This is a genomic window from Bradyrhizobium sp. STM 3566 (assembly GCF_045571445.1).
Lineage (GTDB): Bacteria > Pseudomonadota > Alphaproteobacteria > Rhizobiales > Xanthobacteraceae > Bradyrhizobium > Bradyrhizobium vignae.
Genome location: NZ_CP120692.1, coordinates 6,271,594 through 6,292,758, shown reverse-complemented (window position 1 = coordinate 6,292,758; position 21,165 = coordinate 6,271,594). Strand labels below are relative to the sequence as shown.

The window sequence follows — 21,165 nt, the reverse complement described above, 5'->3', positions numbered from 1 at the left end:
CGAGCGCTCCCTGGGTCGAAAAGTTGTTGAGGAAACCAAGGCGCGCAGGGGGGAAATCCTCGATTGCGGAGGCGCTGCCGCAGCCGTCAGGTTGACGAGGCAGCTATCTGTTCGGGCCGTGATGCTTGTGTTCGACGCACGATCGACAGGCGATCCATTGTCAGGTCGGTCGATGAATTTCGTCGCTCGAACTGGAGGCGGAAGAGGTGCGGCGAAATTGGAGCGATCCCGTCAGCTTTTCGAAAGGTTGCGGCTACAACAATCGAGAATCTGGTTCTTGCTGAACGAGCTACTATTTGGCCGTAATCCACGCCCTACGAGTTGCTGCAGGGTCTATATAAACATGAGGAGAGCAGGATGGATCCGGTTGACCCATTCTTCGATTCAGGAGCCTGGATGCGGGAGTACGCCGCCCTGCAGGGGCGGACGGGGCAGCGAGCGGGCAGCCCCAGCGAGCAGCGTGACTTTGAAGGGCGGCTCCAGGACTTGAATCTCGATCCGTCCGATGAGAGCAAGTCAAGTTCGCATGATCCGGCCCCCGCAGCAGGCGGTCGAGCAGTCCGGCGGGAGGATTTCGGCGGTTCGATGCGGGTGCCGCCGCACTCCGCTTTCAGGGAGAGTGCGCTAGGTGGCACGCGCCGGAGCGTAGACATTCCTAGCTTTCAGCTTCCCGCTTCGGCGCAAGTGCCGCAGTCTAGTTTGCGAGATGATCTGTTCAGCAGCGCACGTTACAGCGTTCCGGACGCAGAGTCTGCCGCCTCGACCAAGAGCGGAAAAAGCCGCGGATTATGGTCACGCTTCAAGTCGGGAATCGGCAAGGCCCTTGGCGGGAGCAGCAGCGGAAAGTCGTCGCGCGACACGGGTCAATCTGACGTCCTTTCGACGAACCTGCGAATTGACTACGCCAGGCAGCCGGGCCGGACGCGCGGGGTCAATTCGGCCGATGAGGAGCTCATTGAAGATTTCCGAAACAAGGCGGCGGGTAACCTCAGCGACGGTACCATCAAGAATGCGGCAGCCGATTTGCGCCATTTGAGCGCGCGCCTGAGCGACGCCGGCAGGCCCTCAATTGCCGATCGAATTCGCCGGGAATTGGAAAACGCGCAGCTGGAAAATCCGGATGTGGAAAACCACCAGCTCGAGGCTGAGCTCGATGAGGACGTCGACACCTACGCAAAGGACCGCGGCAGGCGCATCAAGGCGGCCCTGAAGAAGCTTCGTGAAGTCGGTGCCGGAAACAGCTTGGCAGCCGATGTCCGCCGGCTGGCTCCTCATGCTGAGGACGCAACCCTCATTCGCATGTGGGCGGCGGCGGAAAAGGCGACAGACAGGATAGACCCAAAGACGATCGACAGGCAAACTCGCCGCATGTTCAGGCTGAGTGAGTGGCTGCAGACGCATGATAGACAGCCGATCGCCGGCCGACTTTCCACGCCTGCACTGGCTCAGGACGTTGAAGAGTACAAGCACGAGACCGGCGACAGCAAGATCAACGCTGATCTGGTCAGGCTTGGGCTCTACCAGCAAATCCTTGAGGCGAACAGGGCACTGGGATTGCCGCCTCCTGAGGACCCGGGTCAGCCTTCTGCGGAAGCTGCTCGTCGGGCCCGCTCGCCACAAGGGCTTCCCGCAACGCCAGCCACGCCGAGCGCGGGAGCTTGGGAATGGCTTGGAGAGCAAATGCACGGATCTGGCTCATCGATGCCGGCGCCGCAAAGCGGATGGCCGGCCGACCCGTCACAGCTGCTTCCCGCAACGCCTGCGACGCCTAGCGCGGGAGCCTGGGATTGGCTCGGCGACCAAATGCACGAACCTGCCTCGCCGGTGCCGGCGCCGCAGTGGGCTGCACAAGCTCATCTGCCGCTCGAGCTTCCTGCCACTCCAGCCACCCCGAGCCAGGGAGCCTGGGCCTGGCTTGGGCAACAGATGCAAGAACCCGCATCACCTTCGTCCGTGAGGCCTCGATCATCAAACATCTATGGCGGTCTCGAGTCCTTTGTTGATCTGGATCCACCCACACCCCACGACTTGCGTGACGATGCGCGCTCCGCGCCAGCACCTGAATTTGCGGCCGCCTCGTCGTTCGCAGGACAGCCGGGGGCGGCTTCGGAGCTGCGGGACATTGGAGCAATCGTTGGCGCCAACTGGCGCCACGGCTCCCAGGCGGCTTCAGACGTGCTGATCGATGTTTTGGGCAACATCAATCTGCTGCCAAACCAGTTCGAGCCAAGTCAGTTTGCAATCAGTGGGGAGCGCTATTCGGCGACATTTGGACCGGGCGGTCGCAGAGATATTCGCCTGATCCATCACCCGCGCGCCGCTGGGATGAACGAAGCCGGGCCATCCCGGCCGCTGCATCGTCCACGGCCAATCGTAAGCGCAAGGCAAACCGGGGAAGGTGCAGTCGATCTTGGCCATCTTATCCGGGGCGGCTGGGAGCATAGGGAGCGGTTCCTGCCGCCTTACCTCGTGCGCGTTTTGGAAGGCGAGGGCCTCATGCCCCAGCCCGGGCGGCCGACCTATTTCGAAATCCGCGGAATGCGATATAGAGGCGAGTTGGTGGAAAGCGAAGGACGCCAGCGCGTTCGCGTTTATCCCGAACCTCGGTGAAGAAGCAAGTTGGCTGCAATTCCAAATGCGCGGTGGGCAGCTCGCGCGAGACGTTCTACTACGTGGCGCTTGACTGGCCAGGCACCCAATCGATGCGGATCGCAGAGGTGTGGGGCGTGATTACACGCCTGATTTCGTCGGCGATGTTGGCTCAGTCAGTGTTTCGGGCGGGGACGTCCCCGTGACACGTACCCGCACTTGAACAGCATGGCACTCTGGTCAAATGATGCGGCCACGTTTATTGATGCCGTCTGTTTCCAGAATCCCGCCAACTATTCGTCGCGAAGTATATGGGCGACGGGGTGCTAATTTACTTTGGCTACCTTGCAGCACTTTCCGAAGTTCGATCCTGAGGACTTTGGTCTGCGCCGAATGCGATGTGCCCTTGCAGAGGCCGGTTGATCATCTCGCCCGTTCTAAAGCTCCTCTGCTTATTCATTATCAAGCAGTCGCCGAAGCTCCCCCGGAGGGAACTGCTCTGGGTCGAGAGTAAATTCTTCTGGATCAATGGACACTGAAGGGGCGGGGTGAACGTCCCGTGGTCTGTGAAGCGCGTCAAGCAAGTCCATTTCCAGTTGCTGAAGCTCCTCTGGAGGGACGGAGACTGGCGAGGGGCTGGGTTGATCATCGAGATGATCCAGTACTCTCCGAAGAACTGCCTCAGGGAGCTGCCCCGAATCGAATGCGACTCGCTCCTGCATGAAAGCCGACGTGGCGGGTTGATCATCGCGCACTTCTGCAAGCTCCTGTGCGTCCTGATACTCGAGCAGTCGCGGAAATTCCGCTGGAGAGAACTGCTCTGAATCCATGGTAAGCTTTTCTGGATCAAGGGAAACCGACGGGCCAGGCGGATCCTCCCCCGGCCGGTGAAGCGCGTCATGCAAGTCGTTTTCCAGTTGCCGCAGCTCCTCTGGAGGGACAGAGACTGGCGAGTTGCTGGGTTGATCATCGAGATGATCCAGTACTCGCCGAAGATCTGCCTGAGGGAACTGCCCCGAATCGGATGCGACTTGCTCCTGGATAGAAGCCGAGGTGGCGGGTTGACTATCTCGCTCCTCGGCAAGCTCCTGTGCGTCTTCGTCCTCGAGCAGTCGCCGAAACTCCGCTGGAAAGAACTGGTCTGGATCAATGATAAACTCTTCGGGATCAAAGGAAAAAAAGGGGGGATCCTCCGATTGCCGGTGAAGCTCGTGACGCAAGTCCTTTTCGAGCTGCTGGAGCTCCTCTGAAGGCAGGGAAACCGGCGAGGGGATAGCTTGGTCATCAAGATGGTCCCGCAGGAGCGGAGGCTGCTCCTGAGGAAGCTGCTCTGGATCGACCACGCCCGGTCCTGCGAGGAGAGCCGACGAGATAGGTTGGTTGTCGTGTCCCTCCTGATGCTCCTGTTGCCGAATAGCTTCGTACGCCGCGCGGTGCTGCGCAGCGGCGCTGTCGATGCGTGTCGGTTCTGTCAGTAAAGCGCCTTCGGGATTGACGAGCGCAACGTTTTGAGGGGAAGGGTTGAGCTTAGCGCGAGTACGCCCTGGACGCACGATGGGCACGATGGTCCCGGTCGACCGGAAGGTCCGCAGATGCTCTAATGCTTTAACGAGCCTCTTGCTATTAGAGGCACCGCTGAACTCGCGCACGTCACTGCCATCGCTCAGCGATCTGCCGTCTAGCCGAGCAACAATGCTCGGTTTGTTTTTTGCGAAGAGCCAGCGGCTATAGCCAATAAGAGAACCTGCGTGCTGCTTCGCCGTAACGGCGGCCGTCCCGCCCTCAATGAGCGCCTCCTCAAGCCTGAAGATATCGGCAGCATCCTCGGGATAAAGAGGCCGCCTGTCCCACTGACCCCGGATTATGACGCCCGTTGAGGCGACTGGCATTGCTCCGCCACTTGCTCCTGAAGCGGCGCTTGCGCTCGGTTTCCGATATACCTGAACTTCTTCCAGATCGTTTAGCGTCCTCTGTCTTTTCGCTGCTCTCGATTGAGCTGTGTCATGTTCATGATGGACGGGGACCTCCTCACTTGCCAGGAGATTGCTGCCGGCACGTGGGTCCATCGCCTCGTCCGGGGATTGCCGGTCATCGTTAGATGCGTCTTTCCCTGAGGGGAGTGCGCGCGGTCGCCCGCGAGAAACCAAATGACCTGAATCATGATACGCACGAAGGACGCTTACGCCTGTCTTCATCAGGGCGTCTTTCGGAAAGTAGGTATCTATGTGGTTGATCAGGGACTCGTGGTCCCTTAGATCAGTCGTTTGCCCACGGGCGCGGAGATCATTCGCTAGTCGACGAAGTGCCGAAGTATAAAGCTTGACCGTGTTCGGTTGTGGGTTCTTCTGATCCACATATTGAGCAATCGCCTTGTCGATAACGTCCCCGTCTTCAGTGGATAGATGGGGATAGGAGCCTCGTCCGCCAACGGAAGCGGGTTCGGCCTGCCTTGCCTCAGCCAAGTGCTGCTCAAAACCATCTTGTCCGGCTTGGCTCGTCTGCGGCTCTTGCGGGACGTCCTGCTGCACTTGTGACCAAGCTGGCACGTTAAACGGGTCAAAATTTTGCGGATCCACGCTAACCTCACTCCAGGATCACCTGAACAGGTCTGCCTAGTCGGGCAAGCTTTCGAGAACCTGACTTGGATATGGTTCCGCGGCGAAGAGTTATTCGCGGTTGCCAACCTCGAAATGACCGCGTTCGGGACCAGGCTCTCCCGCACAATCTGCCTCACCCTCCCTGCGATCCAACGACATCTTCTGTCCATACGCTCTTACAGCCGGCGCAGCCTTACATCCCAACGGGCTCGTCTGGCGCCGGTCGCTCCGAAAAGATCGCGAAGCTCAAGTCCCGTGCGTCACGAGAAAGTGGATGCGTTTGTGATGATCAGAAGAATATCAACGTAGATACCAACAGATTGAGCGCGTGTTCCGTTTGAGGCGTGTGCGTTACGCTTGTGGGGTTATGAATGTATGATAATCCCACTCCTGCATATATTCCCTGAGCAAGATGGGCGGTATATGTTCCGGTGATTGCCGTGGTATCGCGATGCGCAAGCTGGCCTTTAGCCAGGGCAGCATCCACCGCAAATTTGCTCCAGCTCGTCTGGCTAGCAACGAGTGCAATCAGATCACTGGGCCGGCTATCAAAGGGGCCTTTCGCATAAAGACGAAGCTCGCAATACTGGCTGATCCTGTTGAGGTCAGGCGGAGCTCCCATGATGGAGAAGCCGCCATAGATGCCGCGAGACGGCGACCCGAGGCCGTCGCTCTGCCAGAGCTGCCTGTCCGCAGCGATGTAGAAAAAATTATTCCCACTTTCCCTTTGTCGCTTGGGGTCGACCAAATTCGTGTAGCGGCTACTGTTGAAACCAACGCCCGCCCGCAGCCACGTGTCGGGCAGGCCGGGGGCAGCCTTGCTCTTGTACCCGACTTCGTCAACGAGAAGGATGCCCGCATTGGCCGTGCTCCAATTCAAGCCGGTGGGGTTCTCGGTTATGTGGGCATAGACGCCATCTGGACTGATTGAGCGCTGTACGGAGACCTTGTTGTACAAGCGATCGTCAAAATTGTACTTCAAGTTGACCGCCGGCGTCGGCGCAGCATTGGTGCTCATCCCTGCCTGGAACAAGGCAGACATGTTCGATCCTGTAATCCCTCCGAACAATGTGCCGGTGAACTCATTTTGGTTTCTGAGATAGCCAAGTTTGAGTTCTAGCGTCCTGTCGAAGAAAGTTTGGTAGTAGGCGAGCGTATTGATTCCCGCTCGATCTGGTCCCGGGCGATCCCACGTCCAGTATTGGTGCTCGGCTCCTAAGACAATCTGTCCGTCGGCAATGCCAAACCGGCTGAGATCGTAGGTAACGATCATGAAGTTTGCCGACGCGAAGGTCGGATTCTGGCCCATATAGAGCTGGTTTGCGATAGGGCTTCTGGCCGCATTCGGCAGCTGGTTGTTTACAAAGCTGTTGTGTGTCCAGCCGATGTAGCCGATGCCGACATCTGCCAGCTCCGATCTAACGCCGTCCCTGTCCTGATCGATCGTGTCCGCAGGTCCAGGTATGTTGAGCCACGTCCCTTTCTCACGCAGCTTGTCGTACCTTTCGAAGGGATCGATCGTTTTTTGCGGTCTCGTCTGAGCACGCCTGTCCGCATTGCCGCTCTTTTCGAAAGGCACTCCGGGACCTGCTGCTGGCCCCAGGGCAGGAGAGCGGATTGCCTGATGAATCAGGCCGAGCGGGAGCTTTGCGGCCGGACCGGAAGTCTTTCCTCTTTTGCTGGCCTGATCCGAAGCGTGGTTACCAGGACTAAGTCTGCTCCCCGTTTGTGCCCGTACGGAATTGCCGACCAGACAAGCCGCTAGCGAAAAGGCGATAACAAGCGCAGAGTGCTTTCCCCTTGGTCCGAAATTGAAAGAAACTGCTCCCGTATCGGCGAGCATGTGCTGGCTGCCGTCAGCGCCGCAAAACCTGTCTTGCATCCCAATCCTTGACGTGCGCGGGGTCGTTGGTCACGCTTGCCACGTCCCCATCATCTCGAACAATCTCCCGGACTTGGTAGTTGACCAGGTGCAGTTCTTGCCGGTCCAATCGGCCATTGCCGATCGGCCCTGGCGCCTACGTGGCGCGCCCCGAATGAAGTTGATGGTCTCGGCAAGGCGTGAGGCGGGACTCCATCGAACACACTCAGGAATGAGTGGACGGTGTTCGTTCGTGCCGTGGCACGGGAAGAAAATCTCGGAGGTTCTTCTGAATGGTGAGAAAATGCTGCGCCATTGCCGACAAAAATGAGCATTGCTCGCTGGTGACGCTATCACGTGAACGCGCGCAAATTGTCGCGTTGCGTTGCTCAAGAAGTAGCGTTTCATAGGAGCAGAGCAGCCGATCGGGAAGCTCGGCAATTGATTATGTCGACGCTGGCAGTTCCCGGAGCGCATGAGCATCGCAGCCTGTCGCGTCGAAGTCCTGAGCGAGGGACAATGGACTCGATTGATCAAGCGACCGCTTCAGACTTGCGGCGGCTCTTGCACAGGCCGTCAAGACGGATTCTACCTGTGTTGGTGCTCCCGCTTGTCCTCGTCAGCTCGTGTGCTGCTGGGGCCTGGCTTTGGGTTAACCTTGAGAAGTTTGTCGAGAAGCCGGAAGCCCGGGACCTCGCTTCAACGATGAGCCTGTCACTGGAAGACAGGGCAGCCTTGTTTGAGATAAACTGGGCACAGCAGAAAATCGGCGATGAGATCGCAGTACTCAATAATCGGATCAATGCCCAGCGGGATGAGCTAAAAGGGATCCTGGATCAGATCACCACGCTGACGTCGTGGATCGATTCCCTGCAGAGTTCAACACCTGTCCCTTCTGCTGCTTCCGAGCCTCCTGTGTCGCCAGTCCGGGCTGTTTCGAGCGTCGAAAGGAAACGCTTCGGGCGGTCCAAACCACGGAGACCTCTTTCCGTCGGAGGCGCGCGAGTGATCGCCGGACCGAAGACATCCGAGCCTTGAGGTCTGAGACGCTGTAGGCATGGTCGAGTCTCCAACTGTGCTCGAGGAGGTGGACCGTAGCTTGGCAAAACTGGCTAGACCCGCAAAATACCCGAAGCTTCTGCGGGCGCCGGCGTCTACAGCGGCATGTCGCTGAGGCTGTCACCATCGAGAGCGCTCTAGGGGAGATGGGGCAGAGCCCTTTCCGCATGATCGAGGCGTAGCCCTGGGCGGCCGAGCGCGCTGCGCCTGTCCTTACAATCAGCTCCCTTTTTAATCAGCCCTCGCCAATTTTGAGACGGTACCTGAAAGCTTGTGCCAGCACACCATCCTGCTTCCTCGAAATCTGACCTGTCTGCCCGAGGCGCTTCTTCGGATCGCTCCCTCGCCAAGAGCTTAAAGGCTTGCGATCTGTTCACATGCCGTGGCTTAGTTCTTAGGGGCACGGTCGAGATAAGTGTCGAACGCGGCAGCAACGGCGCGAATCACAAACCGGTGCTCCTGCTTGACCCGAATGAATCCCTCTTCGATCGCCACTATCCCGTCTTCGGCAAGCATTCCCAGGCGGTCGGCCGAATCGAGAAGAGGAATCGGATCAAATCCGTGAGCAGCACAGATCGCTGGTATGTCGGCCTGCAAATCGCACATTAGACGCTCGATGATTGCGGCGCGGAGGCGATCTTCGGTGGTGAGACAGTAGCCTTTTGACGTTGCCAGACGCCCAGCCTGAATGTGTTGATGATAGGAAGCGGTTGCGATCTCGTTCTGGACGTAACCGTCACGCAGACGGCCGATGGCTGACGGACCTAAGCCGATCACGGTTTTGCAGGCATCAGCCGAATAACCCAGGGAGTTGCGGCGCAGCCGACCAGATTTCTGCGCCAGCGCAAGCTCGTCATTGGGCAGGGCGAAATGGTCGAGCCCGATCTGGCGGTAGCCGGCCGAGACCAGCGTATCTGCAATAGCCGCGGCTTGCTCAGCGCGGGCGACATTGTCCGGCAGCGCCGTCTCGTCGATCTGGCGCTGACGTTTCATATAGGAGGGGACGTGAGCATAGCCGAAAACCGCAAGCCGGTCTGGTCGCATGGCCAGAGCCGTCCGCGCGGAGTCGACGCAGGACCGCACTGTCTGATGCGGCAGTCCGAAGAGAAGGTCGAAATTGATGCGGCTTATGCCATGCTGCCGTAGACTTTTGACGACCGAAGCTGTGAGCTCCTCGCTCTGCACGCGGTTGACCGACCTTTGAACCACTGGATCGAAGCTTTGCACGCCGATGCTCGCGCGGCTGATCCCGGCCGCTTGTAACGTTTCGACCATCTCGGTCGTGACTCCGCGCGGATCGATTTCTATTGCGATGGTAGCTGATTTGCTGAAAGCAAAGCAGTGTCGCAGGAATTCCATCAAGTCGAGAAAATCGCTCGGTGCAATGGTGGTCGGCGTCCCGCCGCCGAAATGCACGTCGCTCACCGGCAGAGCGCGCGGCACTTGCTCTGCGACCAAGCCTATCTCGTCGCGCAGTGCTGCCAAATAATTGCGGACGGGTCGCTCGCTGCGAGTGAGGCTTGTAGGAAAGCCGCAATACCAGCAGATAGAGTGACAGAATGGAACATGGATATAGAACGAAACGGGCTCGTGGGGCGGCAGCCGCCTCAGCCATGTCTCACAAGTCTTGGCACCAACAAGCGCGGAGAAATCCGGTACGGTCGGATAGATCGTGTACCAAGGCAGGCGAGCATCGCAATACTTGTTTAGGAGGAAGGTCCGCAACGCTTAACGTTCCCAGGCTCAAACACACAGAGAGCTAACCGATGCTCTCTCTTGTGTCTTTGCGTTATGTCAAACCCACCCAGTCGTTTCTAAGATCTGGTCCCGTTTTCGATGTGACAGTCAACGCGGCTTAGGGGCAGAGCAGGAAGAGAGAGCCGCTCGTTTGGCGATTATCCGGACGTTTAGGTTATGAATGTTCTCGTGCGCGCACGGTTGAAGCTGCTAGAGGTGCCCGACGAGCCGGCGCGAGCGATCAATCGCTCATCGGAGGGCACGTCATTTCGCATTCGCTGACGGTCAGTCATTTTTGCGACGAAAACAGGGGCTTGTAGGTCTCACCAGGAGCAGCCGAGCTCGCACTGGATCTTCAAAGCGGAGTCTTCTTCAAGCAAAAGCCGATTTGGTGCTCACAGAGTTCAGCGGTTGCCTCCCATCCATGGCCCGCGTGCCACGGAAGATAGGTTGGCGGCTAGCTGACAGCGCGAGGAGCGCCATAGTACAACGTGACGCAACGTGCGATTCAAGTCCTTTGACGCAGCCGACCAAACGAGCGTTCATCCCTAGTATCGAACGCATAAGCCTCAATTCCGCCACGCTGGTTGTCTCATTGCCACAAGCATCATCACGGATGTACTGATGATGTTGGGGCGACCCCAGCGCACTTGCAGCCCCCCGGCGAAGTGCGTCGGGGCGCCTTGGCTCAGGGGCGTCTCATCGCTGTCTAATGCAGCTCACCAACTCACAACGACTTTGAACGTCGTGCTGATGGCAAGGCAATCCCGGCCAGATGCATCGGACGATTCTGCGCGCCAGATTAGAGGCCGCGCAAGCCATCGACGAGTGGAGGTACGCTTCATCTGCTACGCTGCCCCGCCAACATTGACCGTCCTGCCAAATGTAGGGGAATCGCATATGGTGCTGGCAGGGTGTTGCCAAGCGGTTGGAACTGGATTCTTTGGGTGTCTCTCGATTCCAGAGGGAGACCTGAATGCGCAAGCTCAAGCGCCTGTTTCGATCGCTCAAGGACCCGCGCGCCAGCAACACCCGACATGATCTTGTGGAGATCCTCGTCATCGCCTTGGCGGCGACGCTGGCTGGCGCCAAGACCTGCACCGAGTTCGAGTTCTTTGGCCAAGGCCGCGAGGAGCTGTTGCGGCGCTTCCTGGAGCTCAGGCACGGCATTCCGAGCCACGATACGTTCAGCAACGTCTTCCGTGCGCTTGACCCGAAGGGGCTGGAAGCGGTTTTGCGCAAGTTCAGCAAGAGCTTCGGCATCAAGGGGGTGGTCAGCATCGACGGCAAGGCGCTGCGCGGGGCCTACACGCGGGGCCGGCAGGCCACGCCGCTGCATATGGTCAATGTCTGGGCCGCAGGCACTCGCATGGCGCTGGCTCAGAGAAAGGCTCCCAACCGCAACGAGGTTGCCGGGGCTCTCGAAGTTCTCGCGCTGCTCGATCTGGACGGGGCTCTTGTCACCGCCGACGCCTTGCATTGCCGGCCCGATACCGCGCAGGCCATCCTCGATCGGAAGGGGCACTACGTGTTGGCCATCAAGAGTAACCGTGGCCGGCTCTTCAAGGCCGCCAAGACGTTGGTCGATACAGCCCGAAAGCCCGCGCGAGCGAGTCAACGAAGAGCCACTGCCCACGGCCGCGCCGAGCGCCGGCAGGCCATCGTCGCGCCGGCTCCTCAGTTGGCGAAACAATACGACTTCCCCGCTATCGCCGCAGTCGGTCGCATCGACAGTTGGCGCGCCAACTCTGGCAAGGCTGTCAAACACACGGTCCGATACTTCCTCGCCTCGCGCCTGCTGTCGGCCAAAAAGCTGCTCGAGGTCGTGCGTGCCCACTGGAGCATCGAGAACAACCTGCACTGGGTTCTCGACGTTCTGTTCGACGAAGATGCCTGCCGCAGCCGCAAAGATACGCCGCCGAAAATCTCGCCCTCATCCGCAAGCTGGCCATCAATACCCTGCAGGCAACGCCCGGTCCTGCCCGCATCAGCCACAAAATGCTCCAAGCCAGATGGAATAATGACTTCCTTCTCTCCGCCCTCGCCCATATGCGATAGCCCTACTGCCAAATGGGGTGCGCGAACGGGATGTGCCGAGATACGGGCCGCTCGGCTCATGACGATCAGCGGGGATCGCAAGATGCCGCCCATCGTCGCTCGGCCCGACAGCTTTTCGTGGTCCCGTTGGCAGCCTTCAGAGTTAGGCAAGGCGCGCGGACCAGAAGCTGCCGCCGCCATCATGTGCACTCGAGCTGACCGTGTAGGATCTCGTGCCGATCCCACGAAACATGGGAATTGAGACTTTCAAGCGAGAACCAATTGGATGCCGGCAACAAGCAGAACCGCCGCGAGGATAAATCTGATGCCTGCCGGGTTCAGGCAGTTCAGGCTGATTATCGTTCCAACGACCGCACCCACCAGGGCGGAGATAGCGTAAAGAGCCAAATCCGGAGAAGGAAATTGGCCGCTGAAAAGAGCTCCGACGAAGCCGACTGCAGAATTGGCCAGAATAAAAGGGGGTGATAACGCGACGGTCTGCTTCGGTGATGCCCAATTCAGTGTGATGAGCGTCGGCGCGAGGAACACTCCACCACCCACGCCGGTCAGCCCGGAAACCAGGCCAAGGGCCGCGCCAAAGCTCACGCTTGCTGCGACCGGAGTTTCGGAAACACGATCGGAAACTCGTGCCCGCTGCATGATCATCACTGCGCTCGCCAGAAGAAGAACGAGCCCGGTCAGCGCCTTGTACATGTGGTCCCCGAGCACAATCAGGCCACCGGCGAGCGACGCTGGCATCGACGAAAACAGAAGCGGGCGCAGGATCGTCCAGTCAACGATCCTGTTGCGGTTGAAGAGCCACGTAGAATAAGTCGCGACGACAATGTTGAGACCAAGCGCCGTCGGGCGCATCTCTGTCGACGACATACCAAAAAATGCCATTAACGAGAGGAATGCAGTGCCACCAGCCTGGCCAACGCTCGCATAGAGCATTGAGATGATCGCGAAGAGCAGAGAAGTCATGCCTCACCGGTCTTGGCGAAGATCTTCGCCTTTTTGCGCCGAGCCCATCATGATTCGTGCATCAAGCGCGGTCTAAATGTGTTTCTGCTTGGCGACGGATCTAAGCATTTCGCCGAAATCGGTGGCCGGAGGTGCAGGCAGGTCAAGTTCCTAACGAGTGCCATGGTTGAACCGTCCCATCAATTGCCGAAGCTGGTACTTGACTGGGCTGGAATAGGGCTGCGTTGAGACCCTGAGGGGCGGCACTCCAGGGGCCGCCGGGGTGAGCTGCATTTCTTGCTGTAGCTCATCTCCTGCCGCGCCTCGCAATGGTGCTGTCGCCTTTCTTTCGCATGTTAGAAAGGCTTCGACGCTCCTACCTCGCAACCAACCGTGCGGGTCCGAACCCCTCTCCGCGACGTTTGAGTTTGTTGAAATCAACAGTTGGTACGACACTTGCTAGTCGAACCTGGGTCATCTCGCTGTTGGAGAAGCGCATGCAAAATCTCCTCCGCATCAAGCAGATCTCGCGGCGACGAGTATCTCTCGCTGCGCCTTTGACGCGGCCCGTTTCTGCACGTTCGATACGTTTGCGCCAGGCCTGCCGGACGGAGCCGATGAGACGCCGGACAATGGTGCGAGGAGTATGGCGTCTGCGCCGGCTGTTGCGTGTTGCTCATCGATCACGTCCCCGGCGCCGTCGCACGGCGGAGGATCGGCGAGCGATTAGCGATGGCAATTCGCAAGATTGGGAAAAGACATGACTCTCGTGTTGTCTTCGTCTCTCAGCGGAGACTGGATGCTGACAGGACGCTCGTCGAGTCGCGCACAGCCAAGCGCGTGGTCGAGCTTAGCTGTATCGCGCAGATCAGAGCCCAGGATCTCGTCGTGCTCGGCCTCGAGACAAACGAAAGCGTCGTTCGGACGCGACTGCGTTTTCTCGCTCTGCAAGCTTAACAGAGCCGAGCCTCTAGCCGCTGAAGCTGTCTGGTTATTGTCGTCAGCTCGGTCCTGGACCCGCGAACCTTCTATCGGCGTCCGCATCATTCAAGGGGGGCACCGTTGGGTACGTACCGGTGGCACGGTCCTTCAACGCGGATGACGAGCGATGATCTCTAATTTGACCAGTGCGCTATCGGCGAACTGGACCAATCACTTCCGCTCGGCCTTTGAGATAAGGATGATGGCCCTATCTCGGGTGTTTGATGGATCGCGCCGGCGCACTCGGCGGCAGGGCAAAGAATTCGGCGAATGGCGCCCGGCACAGGGCGAGCGCTCAGACTGCACGAATAACTAACCGTCAGGTTCAGATCATGGACTGGAATTTGGCTTCGCCTGAAACAAGCGCAATCGAACACGACGACGGGGAGCTCGATCGTCGTACTCAGGGGCCTATCATGGACCTCTTTAGCTTCACCGAATGTGCGAGCCAGACTCATTCACTCAGAGCGCTATTCGAGCTTCTTGTAGGCTGTGCCACCAAGCAAGGCTTCAGTGAAGTTGCATATGGCGCTCTCAACTTCGTTGAGCCACTTCGCCTGGCAGAGTATCCACCTCCTACTGTGGCTGTGAAGTGGCCGCCAGACTGGTGCGACCGATATTTCAAGCGGAAGTACCATACTATCGATCCGGTGGTCCGGCGGACGCCGATGCATTCGCGGCCGTTTTTGTGGGATCAACTCGCCGACCACTATCAACTTCAACCGGACGAAAGACGCGTACTGGAGGAGGCGAGAGAGGCGGGGCTGAAGCACGGCATGAGCGTGCCGTTGTTCGGCCCGTTGGGTCGGATATCTGTTGTGTCGTTTGCATCCGCGTTCGACGATGCCGATCCTCAGGACTGCATCGGTCATCTCAACGCGCTGGCCTGCCTCTTTCACACCGCTTATAGCGAGATCGCTCGTCCGTGCAATGATGATGGTTGCGAGAGAAAAGTGGCATTATCAAAGCGAGAGATCAGTTGCATGCGGTGGGTGGCGGAGGGGAAATCGTCATGGGAAATCGGAAAGATCCTGGAAATCAGCGAGAATACGGTCAACTTTCATGTCAAAAATGCGATGCGGAAGCTGGGTGCGACGAGCCGAATTCAAGCGGTCGCTATCGCTATTCGCCTCAATGTTCTTTGAATTTTAAGAAACGGGGCACTAAGTGCCAAATCGTGGGCTGGCAGAGTCTACCATGTTGAGCATCGCGCCTTCGGCGGAGCTCGCGACGCTCCTTGCGACAAGTCCGCTATCTCACGCTGCGTGAGGTTGTGGGACTTCATGAGATCGATGGACTGTCGAAGTTGACTGACCCTGTTCCCCCATCTCGGCCTTACACCACCCAGCCTGTGGCCCGTTGCTCAGATGAACTCGCACTTTGTGCTTCGGAACTGGGATTGGAAGCCGGCAGCGAGAGGTCCCGCTGAGGAAAGAACCCCGACCGTGGGTCGGGGTTCCGTTTCACTCAACCGCTTGGAGGTCTCTATTTGGCAAAGGGTGAGCCAAACTTGTAATTGAGCCGTGCCGTGATGAGATCGACGTCCTGGTGGGTGCGGTCCGTGCCGAGAAATCCTGGGAAGCTGATGTTGCTGCGCTGCATGAACAAGTGGTTATACTCGACGCCAACTGACCAGTTCGGCGTGAGGCTGACTTCGGCACCGGCGCCCAGCACGCCACCCCAACGGACATCATTGCTGTTGGCAAGCTCGGCGCCCGTAGCCACCGAGTTGACGTGATAGGTGTTGCTGGTCACCGCAGCACCGCCCTTTCCGTAAAGTAGGACGGCATTGAACGCGTAGCCGATATGCCCCGTGAATAGACCGAATGCATCTGTCGTGGTGCCGACGGTGTTTGCCGGAAAGACGCTGCTGACGTTGGAGCCGCTGAAGTCGGCCCAGTTGCCCTGACCTTCGATGCCGTAGACCATGTTGAAGATGTGCCAACGATAGCCAATCTGGCCGCCGATGGTCCCGCCAGCCGAATTATGGCAGCCTTCGGGAGTGACGCCATTGAAATCCCAGCAGTTGCGGCCCGTTCCCCAGCCACCATTGAGGCCGATATAGTAGCCGGACCAGTCGATAATCGGGGCTGGGACCGGCAGCGATGCCGCGTGGGCCTTGACAGGCTGCCCGGCCAGGTCCGTGCCGAATGCGGGAGCGGCCGCACCGAGTACGCCGATGGCTGCGGTCAGAATCAGAATATTTTTCATTCGAGTGTCGTTTCCTTTCGGTGCTCCCCCGGCGGCGTGCATTTAACAATATGACCGCGAATTGCTGTAACTGCCGCACAACATGTCTTCGAAAGAAATGGGCCCAATCGCACGCTGCGTCAGATTGTGGAGCGCGCAACTTGCCATGCACTGCCTCGACGGAAATGCTGGGGCCTGACACTGGTCGCCTCGCGCAGAGGCGTCCTTGAACACGATTAGTTCGTGATGGCCCGTGACAGAGCCGAGATCTTTGGCTCCCTCAGCCGCGAATTAGCGACAGAGCAAGGCCGCGCCAGCATGCCCCGTGCATGCCCGCTATTCAGAGAGTTCGGCAAATGAAAACCGCTGATCGAGGACCGGCCTCGGGCGCTCCAGTTCATTATTTCGGTAGGAGGCTCGTGCTACCACTTGCAATCGTGAGCGATGCGGGACGATCCATCACAGGCCCCGGATCGCTTTGCTGAGGACCGGTCACAACTCTAGCACAGCTAAACCTCGCCCTCGATCGACAGATGTGGATGCAGCTGTGCTTGACGAGGGCCCTTGCTTGAAGTTGCGCAGTTCGTGCCGAGCCAGGGGTCAGGAGAGGAAACGGTATCGCTTTTGCTGGCGCCAGCGAGTAATAGCGCGGCTGTCTCGTCTTGTCGCCGACTTGCACTGGATTCCAGGTGACTGGTCTTGGATCACCAGAAGAGCTGCATAAGCGATAGTCGTCGCCAACGTGCTCGTCTCAGCAGGGGCTGAACATGAAGGAGGGTCAGCTCCACCACGCTCAGCCCCGGTATTTTTCCGCCGATGTCCCCACAAGCCAAGCTCGTGTGGCAGTATAGGGTCAAGCGCCTTATTGCTCGGTCGACCGCGCCAATTCAGCCCGCAAGCTGCGTATCGCCTCGTTAGCCAGATTCAAAGTATTCCGTTCGCCGTTCTTTATCGAAGACTCAAGTAAAGTGCACAACCGGCTATGAAGGACCGTCTTGCGATTATGCGCCAGCAACGGATCCGTTTCAACAAAGCGCCAGGCCTTATCAAATGCGACGCTCACGATAGCATCTTGCATCTGCTGATCCATCTCAACACTCCACGACGGCCTGATACAAGGAAAGTACCTTCGCAAAAGCAAACCGAGCGTCTGTGGCTTGTCCCAGCAAGTAAGACATCAGAGCCGCAGTACACTCGGAGCATCGAGCTGCTCTCGATGCGTCATGAATTTACAGATGTTTGTTGAAGTTCCGATGACCCCGAACGTCGTATTGCCAGGCGCGTTCGAATATTTCTGAAGCGACTGAACGAGCTCGCGTTGTTCGCGCGGCTTCGTTGCCAAAGTGGTCTTTTTTTCTCGGTGTCGGTCGATATTGGGCTATTGTTCCCGCAATCGGAAGATCGGGGTCATGCCAATCGCGACTAAAGCCGACCATCGATGAAAATGGATCGCTCCGCTCCTTTCGCAGTCTCTAGCTAAGAAGCGTTTCTTGAAGCGTGTGGCGTTTTCCGACCACTGCTTGCTTGCTTTCTGACAAGTATCCGCGTGCCGTCGTCCTTTGCTCGACCCAACGTGGCCTCCTGCTCTCGGTGCAGGCTCCAGCTTTCGAGAATGGTGGCGAACAGTTGTGATATGGAAAGGCCGGCGGAAGCGGCGCGCTTGACGGGACAGTGAGTCATAAACACCAAGTCGTCGATCCCTGGCGCGCACGGCCGTAGCAGCCAGCCCCGCGATGCGCGCCATCAAACGGAGAGAAAGCCAAACGACATCTCAGTCCGCTGCTGCACGTGACAGAATTAGTTTCGCGATCTTCAATTGGTTGTCGGGAGTTCGCAACACTGCCGGTAATGCCGCCACGGCCTGATCGAAAAGGCGTCCCAAAACCTGAAGGTCTTCTGGGTAGTAAACGCCACGGTCTTGCGACAGTCGCCTCGTGTTCTGGTCGCCGGCGCGGCCCCCGGTTCTCGTATCGCCGAGCTGGCCGAGCTCAAGTTCCGCCGTAATCATTTGGTTTGTCAGGGCGTTTAGCAGTCGGATCGCTTCGAGCTCGTTGCCTTCTTCGCCTACGAGGGCGGCTACGATGTCGAGTTGCAGGTCGATGCGATCATCGAGGTCCTCTGAGCGTGAATTGGAAGGGTCAAGTTCCACGGTGTTTGCTCCAAAGTAGTTAAATGCAGAAACCAGGTTGAGTAACGGTTGGGTCGTGCTTTCCCGTTGGCGAGACGGCAGAGGCGGCGATAGAACGAATGGCTGCTGCACAAGGCAAGGTGTGCACGCACGGTCGCCGGAGGAAGAGGGTGGTAGGCATGTGCCGCTAAAGGACCGCAAAGGCGATCGACCAGAGAGCGCGAACCGGCACTTGATATCGAGCCGGTCCAGCGCGTGGGACAGTGGCAGTGATTCCAGCCAGCGGGGACACCGCTGATGACCGCGAGTCGAGAAGTGCGACCCGAACTGCTGCGCGATTGCTCGTAACCTGACATAGCGATCCAGACGTAACCGGAGGCTCCCCAGGGCAGAGTGCCATAAAAAGAGCTTGGCGCTGGACGAAGCTGTTGCTGAAGGCGCTCCGTCAACTGGTCCAGACCGGTCTGCTCATCATACCAGAAACTTATGGCCCAGCCCATGCTAGGCAACCCAGAAATAACATCCGCTACATACGTCTGCGGTTTCTCTCTGCGTTCGTTGACAGGCGATGCCTGGCCCGACGAGGGTGCGGATGGGCTCCTGGAAGGTGGGCGCGCTAAGACACAAGACCGGCAGATCGCGCATCTCCACCCCTCGTTCCGATGGTGAAGTAAGGATTGCTGAGAAGGGATAACCGCGCCGGGATATGGTCGAACAGCGCCGGCGCATGGAAGGAGATAGGGTAGCGTCAGTCTGTAGGAAATGGGTGTGGAAGCCGCCTGCCGACGAAGACTGAGGACGCGAGCAGAGTGAGACTCCACGATTACACGGCGTACAGGGGTGGGCAGTAAGATCGCTAGGCTGGTCTCATCACACCGATCGACATCATTGCCTCGTCCTGGGCGGAGGATATGCGGCTTGCGCCTAGCGTGGTCAGATAGCTGACCGCACTGCTTTCTTTGAAAGCCGCGACAGCGTCGGATCGTCGGGGGCGCCCCCCTGGTCAGGGCAAATAGTCCAGCCCGCACCGTGGTAGAGGCCAGTTCGCCTGCCCCAATTCTATGCAGCGCACGCATTTACCTTGGCCAAGCAGTGTGCGTGAGAGTCGATCTTCTTCGAGGCCTTTGGATGATTGAGAAGGCAGGCGCCAGGGCGATAGATTACGCGCCAGACATTGCGATTGACCATCCGACCGCATTTGCGCGGCACGTGCGTCGACTCCAAAGAGTGATGGGTGTCGTTGGCGATGCAGCCACGAGAACCTTGAATCGGCCTGCGACTAGGCTGAAAGCAAAAAGGGTCCATTGCTCACACGACATTCGTTAAATGTGCTTTCCGGAAACCGGCGATCGACTTATGGGGTATTTGGCTGAAAATGGTAAAATCGAAAGTGTTGATGGGAAGCATCCAGTTTGTGGATCGCGCACGCGCGTAATCTTTCCTCTTACATCGAAAGCGCGTTATTTTTCCTGGCGTCTTGCTGCCGCTTTATCAACTCATCCGCGGCCGAACGCTCTTCGTCCGCTTCGATCTCGCGGGCCTTTGCAATGAAGGCCCGCGATTGCTCAGGGCTCATCCTGCATCTCGGTTTATTTGCCACGCATACTACCCCAAATGCAGACATTACCAGCCAAAGCTATCGAGAATTTCAGCTTTGATCGCGGTTGCGGTGTGCAGGGAAATCTCCAGCGGTAGGTTTCCGAATGCAAGCTGGCAAAGCAAGTAGTTGGCACCTGCCACTTCCATCTGCTGAAGAAGGAGCTGTCGGACGGAAGCCGGCGTTCCAACGACGCACAATTCGCTTTCAAGTGCTGCATCGAAGGTCAGCGGAAGGGCGGGCGGTGTCGGAATGGCGTTAAGCTCATAAAGGAACTTAAAGCTCTCCAGCCATCGCCGATACGCAGTTTCGGCCGCCGCATGAGCGTCCCGATCAGACTTCGCAATCACGACCATGCGGGCCAGCCCGAGAAATGGCTCGCGGCCATGTGCGGCTGTATTGTGGGCTCGATGGGAGCGGTAGGCGTCCGTAACGTTCCGGACAACACTGGCGGGGCCTATGCACGCCAGATTGGCGCCATTTGCCGCGGCCCACTGTGCCGTCTCAGCCCGATTGCTTGCGATCCAGATAGGCGGATATGGACGTTGATGAGGCCTCAACGTTAAGGGTACGTCGCTCAACTCGAAGTAGCGTCCATGATAAGATAGCATATGTCCCTTCAGCGCAATATTCAGGATTTCACTGGCTTCCGTATAACGGCTTGGTGCAGCGTCGGCAGTGATGCCGAAATAACCACATTCAATCGGCTGGGAGCCGCGGCCTATCCCGACCTCGAGCCTGCCGCCGCTCAATTGGTCAAGCATGCAAATCTCTTCGAATGCGCGCAACGGATGATAAAGGTTGAGCAACAGGACGAGCGGACCGAAGCGTAATCGCCGGGTGCGCTGCGCGACGCTCGAAAGAAACAGGTTCGGCGAGGGCCCTCTGCCATGAGGTGTGCAGTGGTGTTCGGCCAGGTGATAAGCGTAGAAGCCGAGCGAGTCGCAGACCTCGGTCAGCTTGAGACGATCTTCATATTGTCGTGTGACATCTCGGCCGTCGTCATCCAAATGGTCGAAAACACCGCACGTTAGTCTTGAAGGAAGGCCACTCTTCACTCGATCAATCTCCGATAATGGGGCAGATGGCGAGGCCTGGTTGCTTCATGGCATCGCACTCAAAGAGTCTCGTTCGTCATTTGACCGCTTAGGCCGTTTCTCTTTAGGGCGCGATCTGAGCTTGCACCATGTGAGTGGATCACGAGAATGCGCAAATGGCGGTCCAGTCCAACCGTTGATAGACGTTCCCCAAGCGCCTCCACAGCGAGCATGTCCTCGACCAGAAGCATCGTTAGCCGCTTCAGAGGTCCTGTGCCTTGCGAGCCAGATCAGATCGGCACGGCTACTATTTGTCTATCATTGGACGTAGCGTCTCCGTCAGGTCGACATCCGGTAGCTCGGCGAGCGCTGCGACGAACGCGAGAAAC

The 21,165-nt window shown here is 58.3% G+C and carries 12 protein-coding genes and 1 pseudogene; 4 read left to right on the top strand and 9 right to left on the bottom strand.

Features of this window, described 5'->3' with window-relative positions:
• Positions 1 to 357 precede the first annotated feature (357 nt).
• Positions 358 to 2,610 (top strand): hypothetical protein, encoded by a 2,253-nt coding sequence (locus tag P6U27_RS30180; protein ID WP_407193034.1) that lies wholly within the window; start codon positions 358 to 360, stop codon positions 2,608 to 2,610.
• 431 nt (positions 2,611 to 3,041) lie between these two features.
• Here P6U27_RS30180 and P6U27_RS30175 read toward each other — a convergent pair whose 3' ends face one another.
• Positions 3,042 to 5,165 (bottom strand): hypothetical protein, encoded by a 2,124-nt coding sequence (locus tag P6U27_RS30175; protein ID WP_407193033.1) that lies wholly within the window; start codon positions 5,163 to 5,165, stop codon positions 3,042 to 3,044.
• A 310-nt stretch (positions 5,166 to 5,475) separates the two neighbouring features.
• The gene (locus tag P6U27_RS30170; RefSeq protein WP_407193032.1) at positions 5,476 to 7,068 is read right to left on the bottom strand and encodes a carbohydrate porin; all 1,593 of its coding nucleotides are present in this window, start codon (positions 7,066 to 7,068) and stop codon (positions 5,476 to 5,478) included.
• A gap of 684 nt (positions 7,069 to 7,752) precedes the next feature.
• Between P6U27_RS30170 and P6U27_RS30165 the strand changes: the two genes are divergently transcribed.
• Complete coding sequence (locus P6U27_RS30165) at positions 7,753 to 8,085, top strand: hypothetical protein (protein WP_407193031.1); 333 nt, start codon at positions 7,753 to 7,755, stop codon at positions 8,083 to 8,085.
• A gap of 408 nt (positions 8,086 to 8,493) precedes the next feature.
• Here the strand turns inward: P6U27_RS30165 and hemN are convergent, their stop codons facing one another.
• The gene (gene hemN / locus P6U27_RS30160) at positions 8,494 to 9,831 is read right to left on the bottom strand and encodes an oxygen-independent coproporphyrinogen III oxidase (protein WP_407193030.1); all 1,338 of its coding nucleotides are present in this window, start codon (positions 9,829 to 9,831) and stop codon (positions 8,494 to 8,496) included.
• A 988-nt stretch (positions 9,832 to 10,819) separates the two neighbouring features.
• On the opposite strand from hemN, the pseudogene P6U27_RS30155 reads away from it, so the two are divergent.
• A pseudogene (locus tag P6U27_RS30155) lies at positions 10,820 to 11,901 on the top strand (ISAs1 family transposase).
• A 246-nt stretch (positions 11,902 to 12,147) separates the two neighbouring features.
• Here the strand turns inward: P6U27_RS30155 and P6U27_RS30150 are convergent.
• Positions 12,148 to 12,864: a sulfite exporter TauE/SafE family protein gene (locus P6U27_RS30150; protein WP_407193029.1), complete on the bottom strand. Its 717-nt coding sequence runs from the start codon at positions 12,862 to 12,864 to the stop codon at positions 12,148 to 12,150.
• Positions 12,865 to 14,240: 1,376 nt separating this feature from the next.
• Here P6U27_RS30150 and P6U27_RS30145 point away from each other — a divergent pair.
• Entirely contained in the window at positions 14,241 to 14,969 is a 729-nt protein-coding gene (locus P6U27_RS30145) for a LuxR family transcriptional regulator (protein ID WP_407194499.1), read from the top strand.
• A gap of 340 nt (positions 14,970 to 15,309) precedes the next feature.
• On the opposite strand, the gene P6U27_RS30140 is transcribed toward P6U27_RS30145, so the two are convergent.
• The 5 genes from P6U27_RS30140 to P6U27_RS30120 form a co-directional block, all read right to left on the bottom strand.
• The gene (locus tag P6U27_RS30140; protein WP_129144898.1) at positions 15,310 to 16,035 is read right to left on the bottom strand and encodes an outer membrane protein; all 726 of its coding nucleotides are present in this window, start codon (positions 16,033 to 16,035) and stop codon (positions 15,310 to 15,312) included.
• A gap of 841 nt (positions 16,036 to 16,876) precedes the next feature.
• A complete protein-coding gene (locus P6U27_RS30135; protein WP_129144899.1) occupies positions 16,877 to 17,104 on the bottom strand; it encodes a hypothetical protein in 228 nt (75 codons plus the stop codon).
• 681 nt (positions 17,105 to 17,785) lie between these two features.
• Positions 17,786 to 18,163 (bottom strand): NolY, encoded by a 378-nt coding sequence (locus P6U27_RS30130; protein ID WP_407193028.1) that lies wholly within the window; start codon positions 18,161 to 18,163, stop codon positions 17,786 to 17,788.
• A 1,423-nt stretch (positions 18,164 to 19,586) separates the two neighbouring features.
• The gene (locus P6U27_RS30125; protein ID WP_407193027.1) at positions 19,587 to 19,718 is read right to left on the bottom strand and encodes a hypothetical protein; all 132 of its coding nucleotides are present in this window, start codon (positions 19,716 to 19,718) and stop codon (positions 19,587 to 19,589) included.
• 47 nt (positions 19,719 to 19,765) lie between these two features.
• Complete coding sequence (locus P6U27_RS30120) at positions 19,766 to 20,797, bottom strand: LLM class flavin-dependent oxidoreductase (RefSeq protein WP_407193026.1); 1,032 nt, start codon at positions 20,795 to 20,797, stop codon at positions 19,766 to 19,768.
• Positions 20,798 to 21,165 lie beyond the last annotated feature (368 nt).

Bases quoted from the DNA above. Each gene is read 5' to 3' on its own strand.
- P6U27_RS30165 (WP_407193031.1), top strand. From the start codon at position 7,753: ATGAGCCTGTCACTGGAAGACAGGGCAGCCTTGTTTGAGATAAACTGG.
- P6U27_RS30150 (WP_407193029.1), bottom strand. From the start codon at position 12,864: ATGACTTCTCTGCTCTTCGCGATCATCTCAATGCTCTATGCGAGCGTT.
- P6U27_RS30140 (WP_129144898.1), bottom strand. From the start codon at position 16,035: ATGAAAAATATTCTGATTCTGACCGCAGCCATCGGCGTACTCGGTGCG.
- P6U27_RS30170 (WP_407193032.1), bottom strand. From the start codon at position 7,068: ATGCAAGACAGGTTTTGCGGCGCTGACGGCAGCCAGCACATGCTCGCC.
- P6U27_RS30125 (WP_407193027.1), bottom strand. From the start codon at position 19,718: ATGAGCCCTGAGCAATCGCGGGCCTTCATTGCAAAGGCCCGCGAGATC.
- P6U27_RS30135 (WP_129144899.1), bottom strand. From the start codon at position 17,104: ATGGATCAGCAGATGCAAGATGCTATCGTGAGCGTCGCATTTGATAAG.
- P6U27_RS30180 (WP_407193034.1), top strand. From the start codon at position 358: ATGGATCCGGTTGACCCATTCTTCGATTCAGGAGCCTGGATGCGGGAG.
- P6U27_RS30145 (WP_407194499.1), top strand. From the start codon at position 14,241: ATGGACCTCTTTAGCTTCACCGAATGTGCGAGCCAGACTCATTCACTC.